The sequence below is a fragment of the Pseudomonas orientalis genome, from assembly GCF_022807995.1.
GTDB lineage: Bacteria > Pseudomonadota > Gammaproteobacteria > Pseudomonadales > Pseudomonadaceae > Aquipseudomonas > Aquipseudomonas orientalis_B.
The window spans coordinates 5,518,143-5,535,551 of record NZ_CP094351.1; the positions used below are offsets into that span (position 1 = coordinate 5,518,143).

At 60.8% G+C, this 17,409-nt stretch carries 15 protein-coding genes; 8 read left to right on the top strand and 7 right to left on the bottom strand.

What is annotated here, in order from left to right; genetic code table 11:
* Positions 1 to 18: 18 nt before the first annotated feature.
* Positions 19 to 1,362, bottom strand: a complete 1,344-nt coding sequence (locus MRY17_RS24825; RefSeq protein WP_181282566.1) for an OprD family porin — start codon at positions 1,360 to 1,362, stop codon at positions 19 to 21.
* 370 nt (positions 1,363 to 1,732) lie between these two features.
* On the opposite strand from MRY17_RS24825, the gene tauA reads away from it, so the two are divergent.
* Positions 1,733 to 2,719: a taurine ABC transporter substrate-binding protein gene (tauA, locus tag MRY17_RS24830; RefSeq protein ID WP_243353020.1), complete on the top strand. Its 987-nt coding sequence runs from the start codon at positions 1,733 to 1,735 to the stop codon at positions 2,717 to 2,719.
* 130 nt (positions 2,720 to 2,849) lie between these two features.
* Here tauA and argA read toward each other — a convergent pair whose 3' ends face one another.
* Both argA and argE read right to left on the bottom strand, forming a co-directional pair.
* A complete protein-coding gene (gene argA, locus MRY17_RS24835; RefSeq protein WP_057723403.1) occupies positions 2,850 to 4,148 on the bottom strand; it encodes an amino-acid N-acetyltransferase in 1,299 nt (432 codons plus the stop codon).
* 135 nt (positions 4,149 to 4,283) lie between these two features.
* Positions 4,284 to 5,432, bottom strand: coding sequence for an acetylornithine deacetylase (gene argE / locus MRY17_RS24840; RefSeq protein ID WP_181282569.1), 1,149 nt, complete (start codon positions 5,430 to 5,432; stop codon positions 4,284 to 4,286).
* Positions 5,433 to 5,589: 157 nt separating this feature from the next.
* On the opposite strand from argE, the gene MRY17_RS24845 reads away from it, so the two are divergent.
* The 7 genes from MRY17_RS24845 to MRY17_RS24875 all read left to right on the top strand — a co-directional run bounded on the left by MRY17_RS24845 (position 5,590) and on the right by MRY17_RS24875 (position 12,833).
* The gene (locus MRY17_RS24845) at positions 5,590 to 6,957 is read left to right on the top strand and encodes an inorganic triphosphatase (protein WP_191956213.1); all 1,368 of its coding nucleotides are present in this window, start codon (positions 5,590 to 5,592) and stop codon (positions 6,955 to 6,957) included.
* Positions 6,958 to 7,155: 198 nt separating this feature from the next.
* The gene (locus tag MRY17_RS24850; protein WP_243353021.1) at positions 7,156 to 8,841 is read left to right on the top strand and encodes a GspE/PulE family protein; all 1,686 of its coding nucleotides are present in this window, start codon (positions 7,156 to 7,158) and stop codon (positions 8,839 to 8,841) included.
* Positions 8,842 to 8,918: 77 nt separating this feature from the next.
* Positions 8,919 to 9,839: an SPFH domain-containing protein gene (locus MRY17_RS24855; RefSeq protein ID WP_003176797.1), complete on the top strand. Its 921-nt coding sequence runs from the start codon at positions 8,919 to 8,921 to the stop codon at positions 9,837 to 9,839.
* A 10-nt stretch (positions 9,840 to 9,849) separates the two neighbouring features.
* Positions 9,850 to 10,296: an NfeD family protein gene (locus MRY17_RS24860; RefSeq protein ID WP_124425388.1), complete on the top strand. Its 447-nt coding sequence runs from the start codon at positions 9,850 to 9,852 to the stop codon at positions 10,294 to 10,296.
* A gap of 68 nt (positions 10,297 to 10,364) precedes the next feature.
* Positions 10,365 to 10,679, top strand: coding sequence for a DUF2388 domain-containing protein (locus MRY17_RS24865; RefSeq protein WP_060753557.1), 315 nt, complete (start codon positions 10,365 to 10,367; stop codon positions 10,677 to 10,679).
* 193 nt (positions 10,680 to 10,872) lie between these two features.
* Positions 10,873 to 11,538 carry an outer membrane protein gene (locus MRY17_RS24870; RefSeq protein WP_191956211.1) on the top strand — a complete coding sequence of 222 codons (666 nt, stop codon included), beginning with the start codon at positions 10,873 to 10,875 and terminating at the stop codon, positions 11,536 to 11,538.
* Between the two features lie 152 nt (positions 11,539 to 11,690).
* Positions 11,691 to 12,833 carry a DegT/DnrJ/EryC1/StrS family aminotransferase gene (locus MRY17_RS24875; RefSeq protein ID WP_181282573.1) on the top strand — a complete coding sequence of 381 codons (1,143 nt, stop codon included), beginning with the start codon at positions 11,691 to 11,693 and terminating at the stop codon, positions 12,831 to 12,833.
* Positions 12,834 to 12,943: 110 nt separating this feature from the next.
* Here MRY17_RS24875 and gcvH read toward each other — a convergent pair whose 3' ends face one another.
* The 4 genes from gcvH to MRY17_RS24895 all read right to left on the bottom strand — a co-directional run bounded on the left by gcvH (position 12,944) and on the right by MRY17_RS24895 (position 17,402).
* Positions 12,944 to 13,327: a glycine cleavage system protein GcvH gene (gene gcvH, locus MRY17_RS24880; protein ID WP_191956210.1), complete on the bottom strand. Its 384-nt coding sequence runs from the start codon at positions 13,325 to 13,327 to the stop codon at positions 12,944 to 12,946.
* Positions 13,328 to 13,380: 53 nt separating this feature from the next.
* Positions 13,381 to 14,463 carry a glycine cleavage system aminomethyltransferase GcvT gene (gcvT, locus tag MRY17_RS24885; protein ID WP_191956209.1) on the bottom strand — a complete coding sequence of 361 codons (1,083 nt, stop codon included), beginning with the start codon at positions 14,461 to 14,463 and terminating at the stop codon, positions 13,381 to 13,383.
* A 156-nt stretch (positions 14,464 to 14,619) separates the two neighbouring features.
* Positions 14,620 to 16,236 (bottom strand): ABC transporter permease, encoded by a 1,617-nt coding sequence (locus MRY17_RS24890; protein ID WP_191956208.1) that lies wholly within the window; start codon positions 16,234 to 16,236, stop codon positions 14,620 to 14,622.
* A gap of 161 nt (positions 16,237 to 16,397) precedes the next feature.
* Positions 16,398 to 17,402 (bottom strand): extracellular solute-binding protein, encoded by a 1,005-nt coding sequence (locus tag MRY17_RS24895; RefSeq protein ID WP_057723393.1) that lies wholly within the window; start codon positions 17,400 to 17,402, stop codon positions 16,398 to 16,400.
* Positions 17,403 to 17,409: the final 7 nt, after the last annotated feature.

Genomic DNA, 17,409 nt, shown 5'->3' on the forward strand with positions numbered 1-17,409 from the left:
GGGCAAGGTTTTACAGTCTTACAACAGCGGGATCGAGTAGCTGACGATCAAGCGGTTTTCGTCCTGGTTACGCGCGTTGGCGATATCGCTGCGCCACATAGCGTTTTTCCACGCCACGCCGACGTTTTTCAGCGGACCTTCCGGTACGACGTAGGCAACAGTGATGTCACGTTCCCACTCGGACTGACCGGTGAACTCGGCACGGTTGCTGGCAACGGTGTCGATATGGTCGCCTTTGAGGTAAACCACACCCGCGGTCAGGCCAGGTACGCCGACTTTGGCAAAGTCATAGGAGTAGCGTGCTTGCCAGGTACGCTCGCCGGCACGGGCGAACTTCTGGATCTGCATGTCAGTGGTGATGTAGGCCGACGAACCGTCGCCCTGGTTCAGCCAAGGGAAGTCGCTGCTGCCATTGCTGACCTGGTAACCGCCACCGAAGGTGTGACCGGCAACCGAGTACAGGAACAGGCCGCTGTACAGATTGTTGTCGACTTTGCCGCGACCGGAGTTGACGCCACCGTAGTTGCCTGTGGAGAAGTAGGCGGACTGGTTGCCGTTGTTACCGTCGTCGGAGCTGTTGAAGTAACGCAGGTCAGACTTCAATACACCCGGACCGATAGCCCAGTTGTGGGTCAGGCCCAGGAAGTGCTGCTTGTAGAAATCTTCCAGGTTGCCGTAGTAGTACTGGGCAGTCAGATCCTTGGTGAGCTTGTAGTCGCCACCGGCATAGTAGAACTTGTTGCTCGAGCGCCAGTTCACGCCACGGCTGTTGGCACCGGAGATCGACAGGCTTTCGTTGTTGCTGGAGTTACGGCCCTTGGCCTTTTCGATCTGGCCGGCGACCAGGGTCAGGTCCTTGATGTCGCTGGAAGTGATCTGGCCACCCTGGAAGGTCTGCGGCAGCAGACGACCATCGTTGGTCACGATAACCGGCAGCTTGGGCTGCAAGGTACCCAGCTTCAGTTCAGTCTGGGAGATCTTGGCTTTGGCAGTCAGACCCAGGCTCGAGTAGTTATCAACGGCTTCGCCATTGGACTTGCTCGGGAAGATGGTGCCGCCGTAGGACGTGGCAGTCGCGCCGTTGGTACCGCCGCCGGAATCCAGGCGAACACCCAACAGGCCGATAGCATCAAGACCGAAGCCCACGGTGCCTTGGGTATAACCGGAGATGAAACGCAGATCGAAGCCTTGGCCCCACTCTTCGTTCTTGCTCGGGTTGGCCGTGCCTTCGCGGTTATCGGTGTTGATGTAGAAGTTACGCAGGCCCAGTGTGGCCTTGCTGTCTTCGATGAAACCGGCAGCGCCTGCTTGCTGGGCGATTGCGCCCAACGCTACAGCCACAGCCAAGGTGGACTTCTTCATGTACCGCTCCTCTCATTTCTAATTTTTGTATTTCTTTGGTCTCGGGTCTGACGCCCTCGATCCACAGATGCGCGATTAGCGCCAGATAGTGACCACCAAGTCAATCGTAACCTTGTGTGTCTACTACCTTCGTCTAATCGCAGTTGATTTGGTCCCTGCAGGGTAATGAGTTTTTCATACACCCAAAAAGAATTATTTCATTCTTTTTCATACGATTCAGGAATAAGCGCATTCGTGAAACGGACTGGTCAGGATAGACGAACCCGTCCATAAGCTAATTCCTAAAGGGTATTTATCAGTGCCTTTTTAGATCGATTAGTGTTGACGTTCCGTTGCATACGTCACTCACGATCAAAAAGGCGACGCCATCATGGCCAAACGCATATCCTCCCGTCAATTTGTTACAGTTTTTGTATCGGTATTAGTTTCTTTTGGTGTCAACGCGGCCGGTTTGACTGTCGGCTACCAGACCGGCATCGATCCCAGCAAAGTCCCCCAGGCCGACGGTCTCTACGAAAAAGCCATTGGCGAGAAGATCGATTGGCGCCGGTTCAACAGTGGCCCGGAGGTGGTCACGGCCATCGCATCGGGCGACGTACAGATCGGCAACCTGGGTTCCAGCCCGCTCGCGGCGGCCGCTTCACGCAACTTACCGATTATGGCGTTTATCGTATCGGCACAGATCAACGCTTCTGAAGCCCTGGTAGTGCGTAACGGCAGCGGTATCGACAAACCCGTCGACCTGATCGGCAAAACCATCGCCACGCCGTTCGTATCGACCTCCCACTACAGCCTGCTGGGTGCACTCAAACACTGGGGGCTGGACACTCGGCAAGTCAAAGTGGTGAACCTGCAACCCGCCGAAATCGCAGCCGCGTGGAAACGCGGTGATATTGACGGCGCGTTCGTGTGGTCGCCTGCCCTCGGAGAAATCCGCAAGACCGGCAAAACCCTGACAGACGCGGCGCAGGTGGGTCAGTGGGGTGCGCCCACCTTCGAGGTGTGGGTGGCGCGCAAGGATTTCGCGGAAAAACACCCTGACGTCGTGGCCAAGTTCGCCAAGGTCACGCTGGACGCGTTTGCCGACTATGCCGCACACAAAGACCGTTGGACGGTGGATTCGGAGCCGGTGCAGAAAATCGCCAAATTGACAGGCTCCAATGCCGCCGACATTCCGGAGTTGTTGGCTGGCAGCACCTTCGCGGATGCCCAGGCGCAACAGACTGAGGCGCTGCTCAAGGGCGGCACGGCAAAGGCGATTGGGGAGACGGCGAAGTTCTTGAAGGAGCAGGGCAAGGTGGAGACGGTGTTGCCGGACTATTCGGCCTATGTGACCGATAAATTCATCACAGAATAAACGCGGTTCAATGTGGGAGGGGGCTTGCCCCCGATTGCGGTCTGTCAGTGACTTATCAGTTGACTGACCCACCGCTATCGGGGGCAAGCCCCCTCCTACATTTTGTTAGGCAGTGTGTGCTGGATCGGGTTTACAAAGCCTTTTCGAAAATTTTCGAATTGCGCTGGTAGTTGTACAGCGATGCTCGCGCCGACGGCAGGCGGTCCACGCTGCTCGGTACAAAACCGCGCTCACGGAACCAGTGCGCGGTGCGGGTGGTGAGGACGAACAAGGTCTTCAAACCCTGCGCCCGGGCACGGGTCTGGATACGCTCGAGCAATACATCGCCCCGTGCGCCATGGCGGTATTCCGGATTCACCGCCAGGCACGCCAATTCACCTGCATCCGAATCCGCGATCTGATACAAGGCCGCGCAGGCGATGATCATGCCTTCGCGTTCGACCACGCTGAACTGCTCGATCTCCCGCTCCAGCACCTCCCGCGAACGACGTACCAGAATGCCCTGCTCTTCCAGCGGGCTGATCAGGTCGAGCAAGCCGCCGACGTCTTCAATCGCCGCTTCGCGCACCAGTTCGAATTGCTCCTGGGCCACCAGCGTACCGCCGCCATCGCGGGTGAACAGTTCGGTGAGCAGGGCGCCGTCTTCGACATAGCTGACAATATGGCTGCGCCCTACTCCGCCACGGCAGGCCTCGGCGGCGGCATCGAGCAGCTCGCCCTGGTAGTTGCTGCCCAGGCGTTGCAGGTGCGCCGGCACTTGCTGCGGACGCAACTCACGCACCAGGCGGCCGTTTTCATCGATCAGGCCCAGGTCCGCACCGAACAGCAGCAATTTATCGGCGCCCAGGTCGATGGCGGCGCGGGTGGCGACGTCTTCGCAGGCCAGGTTGAAGATTTCACCGGTGGGCGAATACCCCAACGGCGACAGCAGCACGATGGAACGCTCGTCCAGCAGGCGGTTGATGCCCTTGCGGTCGACCCGGCGTACTTCGCCGGTGTGGTGATAGTCCACACCTTCCAAGACGCCGATAGGACGGGCGGTCACAAAGTTGCCGCTGGTCACGCGCAAGCGCGAGCCCTGCATCGGCGACGAAGCCATGTCCATCGACAGGCGCGCCTCAATGGCGATCCGCAGGTGGCCGACCGCATCGATCACACACTCCAGCGTCGCTGCATCGGTGATGCGCATGCCTTCGTGGTAAGTCGGGGTCAGGCCACGCGCTTCAAGGCGCACTTCGATCTGTGGGCGCGAGCCGTGCACCAGCACCAGTCGCACACCCAGGCTGTGCAGCAGCACCAGGTCGTGGACGATATTGCCGAAGTTGGGGTGTTCCACACCATCGCCGGGCAGCATGACCACAAAGGTGCAGTCGCGGTGAGCGTTGATGTAGGGCGAAGCGTGACGAAGCCAATTAACGTAGTCGGGCATAACACCTGGGCCTGTAATAAAAAGCAGCCAAAAAGGGATCAATCGTGAAAGCGCACAGCGGCTGATGGTTATCGTCGGAACAGGCTTGGCGACACGCTCACTCTCCTTTCTATGTACGAACAGGCGGGGGTTAATTTATGCAGGTTTCAGGCAGTAATGTTCGATCAGTTCCCGCAATAGACGCACTGTAGGCGTCAAGCGTGACATTTCGAGGTATTCGCCCGGCTGGTGCGCACAGGCGATATCGCCAGGGCCGAGCACCAGGGTTTCGCAACCCAGGCGCTGAAGATAAGGCGCTTCGGTGCCGAACGCCACCGCTTCGGCGCGATGGCCGGTCAAACGCTCTGCGACCCGCACCAGTTCGGCGTCTTCCGGCTGTTCGAACGGCGGCACTTCGGGGAACAGCGGCGCGTAGTCGATCTTGACCTGATGGCGCTCGGCCAAAGGTTGCAGCTTCTGCCGGATCGCGGCGCGCAGGACCTCCGGGTCCATGCCTGGCAACGGTCGCAGGTCGAACTCCAGAGAACACTGCCCGCAGATACGGTTGGGGTTGTCGCCGCCGTGAATGCAGCCGAAGTTCATGGTCGGCTGTGGCACGCTGAATTGCGGGTTGCGGTACTCACGTTGCCAGGCCAGACGCAGGCCGCGCAGTTCGCCGATGGCGTCGTGCATGGCTTCGAGGGCGCTGTGGCCCAGGCTCGGGTCCGACGAATGGCCGCTTTGGCCAAGGATGTCGATGCGTTCCATCATCACGCCTTTGTGCAGGCGGATCGGCTTGAGGCCGGTCGGTTCGCCGATCACCGCCGCGCGGCCCAGCGGGCGCCCCGCCTCAGCCAGCGCACGGGCGCCGGACATGGAACTTTCCTCATCGCACGTGGCGAGAATCAGCAGCGGTTGCTTGAACGGTTGATCCAGCAGCGGCAACACGGCTTCGATGGCCAGGGCAAAGAAGCCCTTCATGTCGCAACTGCCCAATCCTACCCAGCGGCCGTCGACTTCCGTCAGTTTGAGCGGATCAGTTTTCCACAAAGCCGCGTCGTAGGGCACCGTGTCGCTGTGCCCGGCCAGCACCAGGCCACCGGGGCCAGTGCCAAAACTGGCCAGCAGGTTGTACTTGCCGGGGCTGACCTGCTGGATATCGATGGAGAATCCCAAATCGCCCAGCCAGGTGGCGAGCAGGTCGATCACCGGGCGGTTGGTCTGGTCCAGGGATGCTTGAGTGCAACTGACCGACGGCGCGGCAATCAACGCGGCGAACTGCTCTTTCATGGACGGTAACGGCATGCGCGGTCTCCCACTTCCCGGATGAGCCCCACTATAGAGCCATCTGCACGACACAATAAACCGTTGCGGCACGTTGCCGGGCTCAGTCCTGTACACTGCACGACCTTGGCAGCCACACTTTTCCCCGGCTGCGCTCCCGATCCTGGATTTTCCGGCCATGCATAAAGAAACCGAAATAAAGCTGCGCGTCAGCCGCGAGACACTCGCAGCGCTGCGTGAGCACCCGCTACTGAAAAAACGCAACAAAAGTGGCTGGGAACGCCGTGAGTTGATGAACCAGTACTTCGACACCCCCGAGCGCGACCTGGCCCAGGCCAAGGTGGCCCTGCGCCTGCGCAAGGATGGTGACGACATCATCCAGACTCTCAAGACCCGCGGCCAGAGCGTTGCAGGCTTGTCGGAACGCAACGAATACAACTGGGACCTGCCCAAAGCCAAGCTCGACGTGAAGAAGCTCGACGGCGAGTGCTGGCCCGAGCAACTGGCCGAGTTGGACAAAAAGACCCTCAAGCCGATCTTCACCACCGACTTCGTGCGTGAACGTGCCGAAATCGCCTGGGGTCGCGGCAAGGCCAAGGTGGTGATCGAAGCCGCCCTGGACTTGGGACATGTGGTGGTCGGCAAGCAGAAGGAAGAAATCTGCGAGCTTGAACTGGAACTGCGCGAGGGCGAGCCGGCAGCCCTGCTGGAGCTGGCCGCCGAACTGGCGGCGACCCTGGCGCTGATGCCCTGTGACATCAGCAAGGCCGAACGTGGCTATCGCCTGTACGACGCCAGCAGTTATTCCCTGAGCCTGCCGGCACCGCAGATTCACGCCGAAATGCCGTTGGACGATGCCTTCGCCGCAATCATGTGGCACCTGCTGGGCAGCAGCCAGCGCCTGGCCGAGCAATACCGCTTCAATGGCCACTGGCGTCTGCTGCAGGATTGGGTCGAGAACCTTGGCGAATTGCGTGCCCTGATCGGCAGCCTCGGCCAGGCCGCGCCGCGTCAATCCACCAGCGAGCTGCGCAGTGCCCTGGATGCGTTGCTGGAAGACTGGCGCCCGCTGGTCCAGGCCGGTGACGATGATGAAGACATTCGCAAAGCCGCGCCGGAGCAGTTCGTCGAAGAGCTGCAGGATGTGCGCTGGGGCCTGTTCTCCCTGAACACCTCGCGCTGGCTGCTGGCCCGCACCTGGACCGAAGCGCGCAACGTGCGTGGCAACCGTCAGGGCGCCGCGCAGATCACCAACTGGCTGCCGCGCCTGCTGGCCGATGACGCCGTTGCCCTGCAACTGCAGCGTTACCAGCAACAGCCGGAAGACCTGGCCGAGCAACTGCCACGCATCGAACGCATCCAGGCCTGGCTGCACCATGCGCGTCAGGTGGTGGACATTCCTGAACTGGACCGCTTGTACGGCGAGCTGAACAAGCTGGCGCACCTGGCCAACCAGCCGATTACCGATGAATCGCTGGATGCGCGGATGCATCAGGCGATTGCGGTGTATCAGCATCGGGCTTGGAAGACCTTGCTGCGTCTGTAATACCGCCATCGGGGGCAAGCCCCCTCCCACATTTGACTTGTGGGAGGGGGCTTGCCCCGATGAGGCCTCCCTGTCAGCGCAATACTGGCAGGCTAGTGGTGGGCTTGATTTCGGACAAAGCCTGCAATACACGACCAAGGAGGATTCTCGAAAACTGGCTAGCCTGGAATTAAACCCGACGCCAACCAGGAAACCCTCATGTCCGCCGTCCTGCAAGATCACCCTCTGGAACTGCATCAGTTGCTGCCTGTCTTGATCGAGCAGCAACTGATTACCCCAGAGACGGCGCGGCAATTGTCGTCCGTGCCCACCAGCGCCCAACACCCCCTGGAAGTTATCGCCGCACAAGGTCCATGCCTGGAAACCTTGACGCAGTGGCTGGCCCGGCACGTCGATCAGCCTTATCTACGCATCGACCCGCTGAAGATCGACGTGGCGACGGTGGTGCCGCTGATGTCCCACGCCTTCGCTCAGCGCCACGCCATCCTTGCAGTGGCCGTGGATGCGCACAGCGTGACGATTGCCAGCGCTCAGCCCCATGTCAGCGGCTGGGAGGCCGGGCTTTCCCAGGTACTCAAGCGCTCGATCAAGCGCGTGGTGGCCAACCCTCAAACCCTCCAGCGCTGTATCAAGGAATTTTACCGTCTGGCCAAATCGGTCAGCGGTGCCGACCAGCAAATGGCGCCCCCCGGTACTGTGGAACGGCTCAGCCTGGGCGCCAGCGACAGCGAGCCGCATGCCGATGACGTGCATATCGTCAATATCGTCGACTGGCTGTTGCAGTACGCCTTTGACCAACGGGCCAGCGATATCCACATCGAGCCCTGCCGCGAACAGGGGCGTGTACGCTTTCGCATTGACGGGCTGTTGCATGACGTCTACCAATTTCCGCCCCAGGTCGCCACCGCTGTGGTCAGCCGACTGAAAAGCCTTGGGCGCATGAATGTGGCAGAGAAGCGCAAGGCCCAGGATGGGCGCATCAAAACGAAAACGCCGGCAGGCGTTGAGGTGGAACTGCGCCTGTCGACCTTGCCCACCGCCTTCGGCGAGAAGCTGGTGATGCGCATTTTTGATCCCCAGGTGCTGCTCAAGGACTTCGACCAACTGGGACTGTCCGCCGATGATCAGCAGCGCTGGCAGGTCATGACCCGACAGGCCAACGGCATCATTCTGGTCACCGGCCCCACCGGCTCGGGCAAGACCAGTACGCTCTACACCACCCTCAAACAGCTGGCGACCCGGGAGGTCAACCTGTGCACGGTGGAGGACCCCATCGAAATGGTCGAGCCGGCGTTCAACCAGATGCAGGTGCAGCACAACATCGACCTGACCTTCGCCAGCGGTATCCGCGCGTTGCTGCGCCAGGACCCGGACATCATCATGATCGGCGAGATTCGCGACCAGGAGACCGCCGAAATGGCGATACAGGCCGCACTGACCGGGCACCTGGTGCTGTCGACGCTGCACACCAACGATGCGCCGAGCGCCATCAGCCGTTTGCAGGAACTGGGCATCGCTCATTATTTGATCAAGGCGACGCTGATAGGCGTGATGGCACAGCGTCTGGTGCGCGTGCTGTGCCCCCATTGCAAGCGTGCCGTCGCCGAAGTCTACGAGGCCGTCGGCTGCGCGGAGTGCCGCGACAGCGGCTATCGGGGCAGGGCCGGGCTTTACGAGATCATGGTCCTGGATGAAACCCTCAAAGCGCTGATCACCCCCGGCGCCGACGTTCAGGCCTTGCGCCATGCCGCACTCGGGCAAGGCATGCACAGCCTGCGGATGGCCGGCATGCAAAAGGTGAAGGCCGGGCTGACGACGCTGGCGGAAGTCCTCAGGGTTACCCCTGGGGATTCAGAAACAAATCCTTTGTTCGCAGGGCAATGAAACCGTCCTTATCCGTGACGACACCGTTACAATCGGCACAACGTCGTGTCACTGACATCATCAGATAGGGAATCGTTATGCAGATCGGAACCGTACTGCTTCTTTTCGTGGGTTTGGCCATTGCCATCCTGTTCATGGGTTTCAAAGTGGTGCCCCAGGGCTACCAGTGGACCGTTGAACGTTTCGGCCGCTATACCAACACCCTCAAGCCCGGCCTGAACATCATCATCCCGGTCATGGACCGCATCGGCCGCAAGATCAACGTGATGGAAAGCGTGCTGGATATCCCGCCCCAGGAAGTGATCACCGCCGACAACGCCACCGTGCAGATTGACGCCGTGTGCTTCTTCCAGGTGGTCAACACTGCCCAGGCCGCGTACGAGGTGAACAACCTCGAACATGCCATCCGCAACCTGCTGCAAACCAATATTCGTACGGTGCTCGGCTCCATGGAGCTGGATGCCATGCTGAGCCAGCGCGACGGTATCAACGAAAAACTGCTGCGCACCGTCGACGAAGCCACGGCGCCGTGGGGCATCAAGATCACCCGTATCGAAATCAAGGACATCAGCCCGCCCGCCGACCTGATGGCGGCCATGTCCGGGCAGATGAAAGCCGAGCGGATCAAGCGTGCGCAGATCCTCGAAGCCGAAGGCCTGCGCGCCTCGGCGATCCTCACGGCCGAGGGCAAGAAGCAGGCGCAGATCCTCGAAGCCGAGGGTAGCCGCCAGGCCGCTTTCCTCGAATCCGAAGCGCGTGAACGTCAGGCCGAGGCTGAAGCCCGCGCGACCCAGGTGGTATCGGAAGCGATCGCCTCCGGCAACGTGCAGGCGGTGAACTACTTCGTCGCGCAGAAATACATTGATGCCCTGGGCAAGCTGGCCTCGGCCAACAACAGCAAGGTTATCCTGATGCCGCTGGAAGCCAGCCAGGTGATTGGTGCCGTGGGCGGTATCGGCGAGATCGTCAAAGCCACCTTCGACAACAAGAAAGGCTGAGGTCGCCACCATGTGGGATTTCCTGCAGCATCTTTCGTTCTGGGACTGGTTGGCGCTGGGCACCGTGCTGTTGATTCTTGAGGTGTTCGGTACCGGCGGCTACCTGCTGTGGATGGGTATTGCCGCAGCGGCCGTGGGCGTGATCAAGTTTATCGTCCCGTCCCTCGGACTGGAGTGGCAACTGTTGCTGTTTGCCCTGTTGTCGATATTGACGGCCGTGTACTGGTGGAAACGCCAACGCAGCAGCGCCAAGGCCAGCGATCAGCCCGGCTTGAACGAGCGCGGTTCAGAGCTGGTCGGGCGCACGTTTGTGGTGCATCAGGCGATAGTGGACGGCAGGGGCAAGGTCAAGGTCGGCGATGGCGTATGGATGGTCACCGGTGCCGATGCGCCTGTAGGCGCTCAAGTCCGCGTGATTGGGCAGGATGGGGTGGTTTTAAAGGTTGAAACTGTTTAGTCAGTGATGGAACTGGATCAGGTTAACTACAATCAAAACGTACAGATAACCCACCGGAGTCACCCATCATGCGTCTTAAATATGCTGTCGCAACCCTCGCTGTGCTCTCCCTCCCTGTCGGCTCAGCCATGGCCGACAGCTTCTGGCGTAATGTCATCTCGTCGGGTGCCACCACCGGCTCGACCTACCTGACCTTCAAGGACCACAAGATGGTCGTCGCTGCCCAGGACGACGCCGGCAGCTTTGTCGCCAGCGACGGCGGCATCCGCGGCCCGTACCTGGAAGCGGCCATGCAGAAAGTCCGCGCCGATAACCCTGGCCTGAAGGCCACGGACATGGAGCTGGCCAACGCCATCCTCGCGAAGAACGCTGTTACCGAGTAACGAGTAACGACTACAGCGTTAAAAAAATGCCGCTTTTTCAAGCGGCATTTTTGCATTTGCCCTACAACAGAACTCGCGATTGATTACGTCAAGATTTGAGCTTTCTGAGCAACCGTCGGATCAGTCCTGTCGAGCCCGTGGATAGCAGACAACAAGCTACCGATTCCTTTTTCGACAAAGTGAATCAGTCTCCATGCAAAAGCTTGTATTCGCCTGCCTTCTGTCGGCAGCTGCAGCTCCCTGTGCCCTGGCAGAAAGCTGGTATGGTTCGACGAAGCTCAACAGTACCCGCCAGAACCTCTCCAGCGCTCTGCTGACCAGCCCCCGCGTGACAGAACGTGTGGCTGCACCGGACAGCAGCAAATCGGTGGTTGGCTCCTTTGCAGTGGGTTATGCCTTTGCCAACGGATGGCGCCTGGAGGGCGAGTACACCATGCCCAATACCTCGACATTCAAGTCCTACTGGGCGCCCTTCAATGCCAACGTCAATAGCCTGCACACTCAGAGCCAGCGCCTGATGCTCAATGGTTACAAGGACATAACTATCAATGACTGGCTGTCGTTTTACGGGATGGCCGGCATGGGCGTCGCGCGAGTCGACGCCGCAGGCTACCAAACCAACGATACCCGCCGTTTTGCCGGCAACCGGCAGCACAACTTTGCCTACAGCTTGGGCATTGGGTTGGAAGCCAGGCTCAGTGAGCGACTCACCTTGGGCACCGGCTATCGTTATACCGCCATGGGCGATGTTGAAACTGGCTACAACACGTTTGCCAACAGGGCCAATGCCCGTGATGAACAGCTCAAAGGTAAGCTCAAGGAACAGAATCTGTTTCTTGAAGCCCGCTTCGGCTTTTGACGCCCTGCAAAAAATGCCGTCGTCGAGGCGGCATTTTTTTGCCTGCAACATGACGAATCGTTCACGGGCGACAGGCTATATTCAGTCGCACCGTGCAACCATGCAGGACTCGCACGTCCATCACTCATCGCCTATCGGATGCCTTCTTCGTCATGAGCCAACAGCCTTTCCTGCCGTTCTCCAAACCTACCATTGACGAAGCCACGATCTCGGCGGTCGGCGATGTTCTGCGTTCCGGCTGGATCACCAGTGGGCCGAAGGTGCAGGCGTTCGAAGCGCAGTTGTCGGAGTACTTTGGCGGCCGCCCGGTGCGAACCTTCAACTCCGGCACCTGCACCATGGAGATCGCTTTGCGCATCGCCGGCATCGGGCCTGGGGATGAAGTGATCACTACGCCAATTTCCTGGGTCGCCACGGCCAACGTCATCCTGGAGGTGGGCGCCACCCCGGTCTTTGCCGATATCGACCCGGTGACCCGCAACATTGATCTGGCCCAGGTTGAAGCGGCGATCACCCCGCGCACCAAAGCGATCATCCCGGTCTACCTGGCAGGTTTGCCCCTGGATATGCCGATGCTTTACGCGCTGGCCAACAAGTACAACCTGCGCATCGTCGAGGATGCCGCCCAGGCCCTGGGGTCCAGTTGGGACGGGGAACGCATCGGCGCTACCGGCGACTTCGTGTCGTTCAGCTTTCAGGCGAACAAGAACATCACCTCGTCCGAGGGTGGGTGCCTGGTGCTGAACAACGCAGAAGAAGCCCGCCTGGCCGAGAAATACCGCCTGCAAGGCGTGACCCGCAATGGTTTCGACGGCCTGGATGTGGACGTGCTGGGTGGCAAGTTCAACATGACCGATATCGCCGCCGCCATCGGCCTGGGGCAATTTGCTCATATCGAGAAGATCACTGCCCACCGTCAGAACCTGGCGCGGCACTACTTCGAATGCTTCGGCAGTGATTTTGAACAACAGTACGGCGCACAACTGCCGCCGGCGGACTTCGAAAACAGCAACTGGCACCTGTTCCAACTGGTATTGCCGGAGCGTCAGGATGGCTTGCCCGCCCGTGCCACCTTTATGGAGCAGATGCAGGCCCAGGGCGTCGGCATTGGCTATCACTACCCGCCCATCCACCTGCTGAGCCTGTATCGGGCACAGGGATTCAAGGAAGGGATGTTCCCGGTAGCGGAGCGTGTGGGGCGATTGATCGTGTCGTTGCCGATGTTCACGGCGATGACGGAGGCAGATGTGGAGCGCGCCGTGGGGGCGGTCAAGGCGGTATTGAAAGCAGGCTGATTATCCAATGTGGGAGAGGGCTTGCCCCCGATTGCGCCGGGTCAGCCATTGATGAATCGGCTGACACTCCGCCATCGGGGGCAAGCCCCCTCCCACATTGGGTTCCGCGTTTACTCGCCGATGGCCGCTTTGTAGCCTGCAGCATCGAGCAGCTTGTCCAGATCAGCCGCGTTGCTTGGCTTGAGCTTGAAAATCCAGGCGCCATAAGGGTCAGAGTTCAGCAGCTCAGGACTCCCGCTCAGCTCTTCGTTGACCGCAATCACTTCCCCTGCAACCGGGGCATAGATGTCCGAAGCCGCCTTCACCGACTCCACCACACCCGCCTGGCCCTGGGCTTCAAACGTGGCGCCCACCTCAGCCAACTCAACAAACACCACATCACCCAACGCTTCCTGTGCATGGTCGGAGATCCCGACGGTCACGGTGCCGTCAGCTTCCAGACGGGCCCACTCATGACTGTCGGCAAAGCGCAGGTCGGCAGGGATATTGCTCATAGTCTGTGTCCTCAAGAAGAAATGTCAGCGGCCAGTGGCCTGCCGGAAAATAGTTAGATCAAGGTCTTGCCATGGCGTACGAAGGTCGGCTTGACCACTCGAACCGGGTACCACTTGCCGCGGATTTCCACTTCGGCCCGGTCGGCGGTCGCCGTCGGTACACGCGCCAGCGCAATGGATTTGCTAAGCGTAGGTGAGAAACTACCACTGGTGATCTCCCCTTCGCCAACATTGGCGATACGAACCACCTGGTGAGCACGTAGAACCCCACGTTCTTCCAGGACCAGCCCGACCAATTTGAACTGCACACCGGCTGCTTTTTCCGCTTCCAGCGCAGCACGACCGATGAAGTTGCGCCCTGCCGGCTCCCAGGCGATGCTCCAGGCCATGTTGGCGGCCAGGGGCGAAACCTGCTGGTGGATATCCTGGCCATACAGGTTCATGCCGGCTTCCAGGCGCAAGGTATCGCGGGCACCGAGGCCGATGGGGGAAATACCGGCGCCCACCAGGTCGTTGAAAAAACCCGGCGCCTGGTCGGCAGGCAGGACAATCTCCAGGCCGTCTTCGCCGGTGTAGCCGGTGCGAGCGATAAACCAGTCGCCGTCGGCCTGGCCTTCGAAAGGTTTGAGCTGATGGATCAGGGTGCCACGGGACTGGGTCACCAGTTCGGCGATCTTCTGCCGTGCATGGGGACCTTGAATGGCAAGCATGGCCAGCTCGGAGCGCTCCTGCAGTTGCACCTGATAGCTGCCCAGTTGCGCCTGCATCCAGGCCATGTCCTGGTCACGGGTGGCGGCGTTGACCACCAGTCGGTAACCGGTTTCGGTACAGTAGACGATCATGTCGTCCACCACCCCGCCCTGCTCGTTGAGCATGGCGCTGTACAACGCGCGGCCGCAGCCGTGCAATCGATCGACATCATTGGCCAGCAGGTGCTGGAGCCATTCCTTGGCCTGGGGGCCGCTGACATCGATTACGGTCATATGCGATACATCGAACACCCCGCAGTCGCGCCGCACCTGATGGTGCTCCTCGACTTGCGAGCCGTAATGCAACGGCATATCCCAACCGCCAAAATCGACCATTTTCGCGCCGAGGGCGAGATGCAGGTCATACAGAGGCGTACGCTGTCCCATGGGTTTCTCCTTCCGGGCTTGGCGAAGGTGCGCAGAGCTGCCACTTGCGCCGAACGCCTTGAACGACAAGGCCCGCAGCCACATACAGCAGGTCGATCCGAAAGACGGAGCACACCGAATGCCGCGCATTGTAGCCGCAAGCTGTAGGACTGGCACCTAGCCGATTTGGCGTGCCGAACGTCGGATCAAGCCGATGACCGGCAACAACCCGACCAGCACCAGGGTCAGCGCCGGCAGCGAGGCCCGCGCCCATTCCCCTTCACTGGTCATCTCAAAGATGCGCACCGCCAGGGTGTCCCAGCCAAACGGGCGCATCAGCAAGGTGGCGGGCATTTCCTTGAGCACGTCGACAAACACCAGCAACGCCGCGCTCAGGGTGCCGGGCAGCAACAGCGGCAGATACACCTTGCAAAACAGTTGTGGCCCACTCACTCCCAGGCTTCGCGCGGCCTCGGGCAACGACGGGCGGATACGCGCCAGGCTGTTTTCCAGAGGCCCGTAGGCGACCGCCAGGAATCGCACCAGGTACGCCAGCACCAACGCCGACAGACTGCCCAGCAGCAACGGCTTGCCCGCGCCGCCCAGCCAGCCCGACAGTGGCACCACCAGTTCGCGGTCAAGATAGCTGAAGGCCAGCATGATCGACACCGCCAGCACCGAGCCGGGCAAGGCATAACCGACATTGGCCAGGCTGATGCCGGAACGAATCGCCCGCGTCGGCGCCAGGCGGTTGGCGAACGCCAGTATCAGCGCCACGCTGACCGTCACCAGCGCCGCGATGCAGCCCAGATACAGAGTGTGCAGGATCAGGCCGGTGTAGCGCTCATCCAGATCGAACCGGCCGCGCTGCCAGAACCAGGCCACCAGTTGCAGCATCGGGATAACAAAGGCGCAGGCGAACACCAGGCCACACCAGCCACTGGCCGCGGCCGCCTTGAACCCATGCAGGTGATACAACGCCGTGCCACGCGGACGCTCGTTGCCGGGCCGGCTCGCTCCCCGCGCGCGCCGCTCGCCATACAGCACCAGCATCACCACCAGCAGCAACAGGCTGGCCAGTTGGGCGGCGCTGGACAGGCTGAAAAAGCCGTACCAGGTTTTATAGATGGCGGTGGTGAACGTATCGAAATTGAACACCGAGACCGCGCCAAAATCCGCCAGGGTTTCCATCAAAGCCAAGGCGACACCGGCACCGATCGCCGGCCGCGCCATGGGCAGCGCCACGCGCCAGAACGCCTGCCACGGCGACTGGCCCAGCACCCGTGCCGCCTCCATCAAGCCCTTGCCCTGGGCCAGGAATGCAGAACGCGCCAGCAGATAGACATAGGGGTAGAACACCAGCACCAAGACGATGATCACACCGCTGGTGGAACGCACACGCGGCAGGCGCAGCCCCGCACCGAACCCTTCACGCAGCAGGGTCTGCACCGGGCCGGCAAAGTCCAGCAAGCCTACAAACACGAAGGCCAGCACATAGGCCGGAATCGCAAAGGGCAGCATCAATGCCCAATCCAGCCAGCGACGCCCCGGGAACTCGCAGAGGCTGGTCAGCCAGGCCAGGCTCACCCCCAGCAACGTCACGCCAATACCGACGCCGAGCACGAGGGTCAAGGTGTTGCCCAGCAAACGCGGCATCTGGGTGTCCCACAGGTGCGACCAGATCTGCTGGTCGATGCTTTGCCAGGACAGCAGCAGCACGCTCAGCGGCAGCAGCACCAGGGCGGCGACGGTAAAAACCGGCAGGTACCAGCGGCGTTGGGCGGGGTGGGCCAAAAGCAAATTCCCTGGGAGTGGACTATCTGAAGGCAGACACAAAACAGTGTGGGAGGGGGCTTGCCCCCGATGAGGGAGTGTCAGTCACCGGTGATTAGACTGACACGCCGTCATCGGGGGCAAGCCCCCTCCCACCTTTTGATTGGCGGCGATTTAGAAACTCAGTTCCAGCCGGCGCGATCCATCAAGCGGATCGCTTCGGCCTGACGTTTACCCGCCACTTCCACCGGCAAGGTATCGGCGACGAACTTGCCCCAGGTCGCCACTTCGGCCGACGGCGGCACCGCCGGGTTGGCTGGGAACTCCTGGTTCACGTCGGCGAAAATTTTCTGCGCCTCGGGCGTAGTCATCCATTCCACCAATGCCTTGGCCGCCGCGGGGTGTGGCGCGTGTTTGGTCAAGCCGATGCCCGACAGGTTCACATGCACGCCACGGTCGCCCTGGTTGGGCCAGAACAGCTTCACCGCCAGGTCCGGCTTCTGTTTGTGCAGCCGGCCATAGTAGTAAGTGTTGACGATGCCGACATCGCATTGCCCGGCATTGATCGCCTCCAGCACCGCGATATCGTCGGAGAACACATCGGTGGAGAGGTTATTCACCCAGCCTTTGACGATTTCTTCGGTCTTGGCCGCGCCGTGGGTCTCGATCAGCGTGGCGGTCAGGGACTGGTTGTAGACCTTTTTCGCCGTGCGCAGGCACAGGCGGCCTTCCCACTGTTTGTCGGCCAGGGCTTCGTAGGTGGTCAGGTCGCCCGGTTTTACCCGGTCGGTGGAATAGGCGATGGTGCGCGCGCGCAGGCTCAAACCGGTCCAGGCGTGGGCCGAGGAACGGTATTGCAGCGGAATGTTCTTGTCGATCACCTCGGAGGTGAACGGCTGCAGGATGCCCATCTGTTCGGCCTGCCAGAGGTTGCCGGCGTCGACGGTGAGCAGCAGGTCGGCGGTGGCGTTTTCACCCTCGGCCTTGATGCGCTGCATCAACGGGGCTTCCTTGTCGGTGATGAACTTGACCTGTACGCCGGTCTTGCGGGTGTAGGCGTCGAACACGGGCTTGATCAGCTCGTCGATGCGCGAGGAGTAGACCACCACTTCGTCGGCGGCCTGCACGGTGGCGCTGCCGATCAGGGTGAGTGCCAGGGCAGTCAGGAGGCGCTTGGGTGCCAACATGGGTGCG

Bases quoted from the DNA above. Each gene is read 5' to 3' on its own strand.
- MRY17_RS24825 (WP_181282566.1), bottom strand. From the start codon at position 1,362: ATGAAGAAGTCCACCTTGGCTGTGGCTGTAGCGTTGGGCGCAATCGCC.
- tauA (WP_243353020.1), top strand. From the start codon at position 1,733: ATGGCCAAACGCATATCCTCCCGTCAATTTGTTACAGTTTTTGTATCG.
- argA (WP_057723403.1), bottom strand. From the start codon at position 4,148: ATGCCCGACTACGTTAATTGGCTTCGTCACGCTTCGCCCTACATCAAC.
- argE (WP_181282569.1), bottom strand. From the start codon at position 5,432: ATGCCGTTACCGTCCATGAAAGAGCAGTTCGCCGCGTTGATTGCCGCG.
- MRY17_RS24845 (WP_191956213.1), top strand. From the start codon at position 5,590: ATGCATAAAGAAACCGAAATAAAGCTGCGCGTCAGCCGCGAGACACTC.
- MRY17_RS24850 (WP_243353021.1), top strand. From the start codon at position 7,156: ATGTCCGCCGTCCTGCAAGATCACCCTCTGGAACTGCATCAGTTGCTG.
- MRY17_RS24855 (WP_003176797.1), top strand. From the start codon at position 8,919: ATGCAGATCGGAACCGTACTGCTTCTTTTCGTGGGTTTGGCCATTGCC.
- MRY17_RS24860 (WP_124425388.1), top strand. From the start codon at position 9,850: ATGTGGGATTTCCTGCAGCATCTTTCGTTCTGGGACTGGTTGGCGCTG.
- MRY17_RS24865 (WP_060753557.1), top strand. From the start codon at position 10,365: ATGCGTCTTAAATATGCTGTCGCAACCCTCGCTGTGCTCTCCCTCCCT.
- MRY17_RS24870 (WP_191956211.1), top strand. From the start codon at position 10,873: ATGCAAAAGCTTGTATTCGCCTGCCTTCTGTCGGCAGCTGCAGCTCCC.
- MRY17_RS24875 (WP_181282573.1), top strand. From the start codon at position 11,691: ATGAGCCAACAGCCTTTCCTGCCGTTCTCCAAACCTACCATTGACGAA.
- gcvH (WP_191956210.1), bottom strand. From the start codon at position 13,327: ATGAGCAATATCCCTGCCGACCTGCGCTTTGCCGACAGTCATGAGTGG.
- gcvT (WP_191956209.1), bottom strand. From the start codon at position 14,463: ATGGGACAGCGTACGCCTCTGTATGACCTGCATCTCGCCCTCGGCGCG.
- MRY17_RS24895 (WP_057723393.1), bottom strand. From the start codon at position 17,402: ATGTTGGCACCCAAGCGCCTCCTGACTGCCCTGGCACTCACCCTGATC.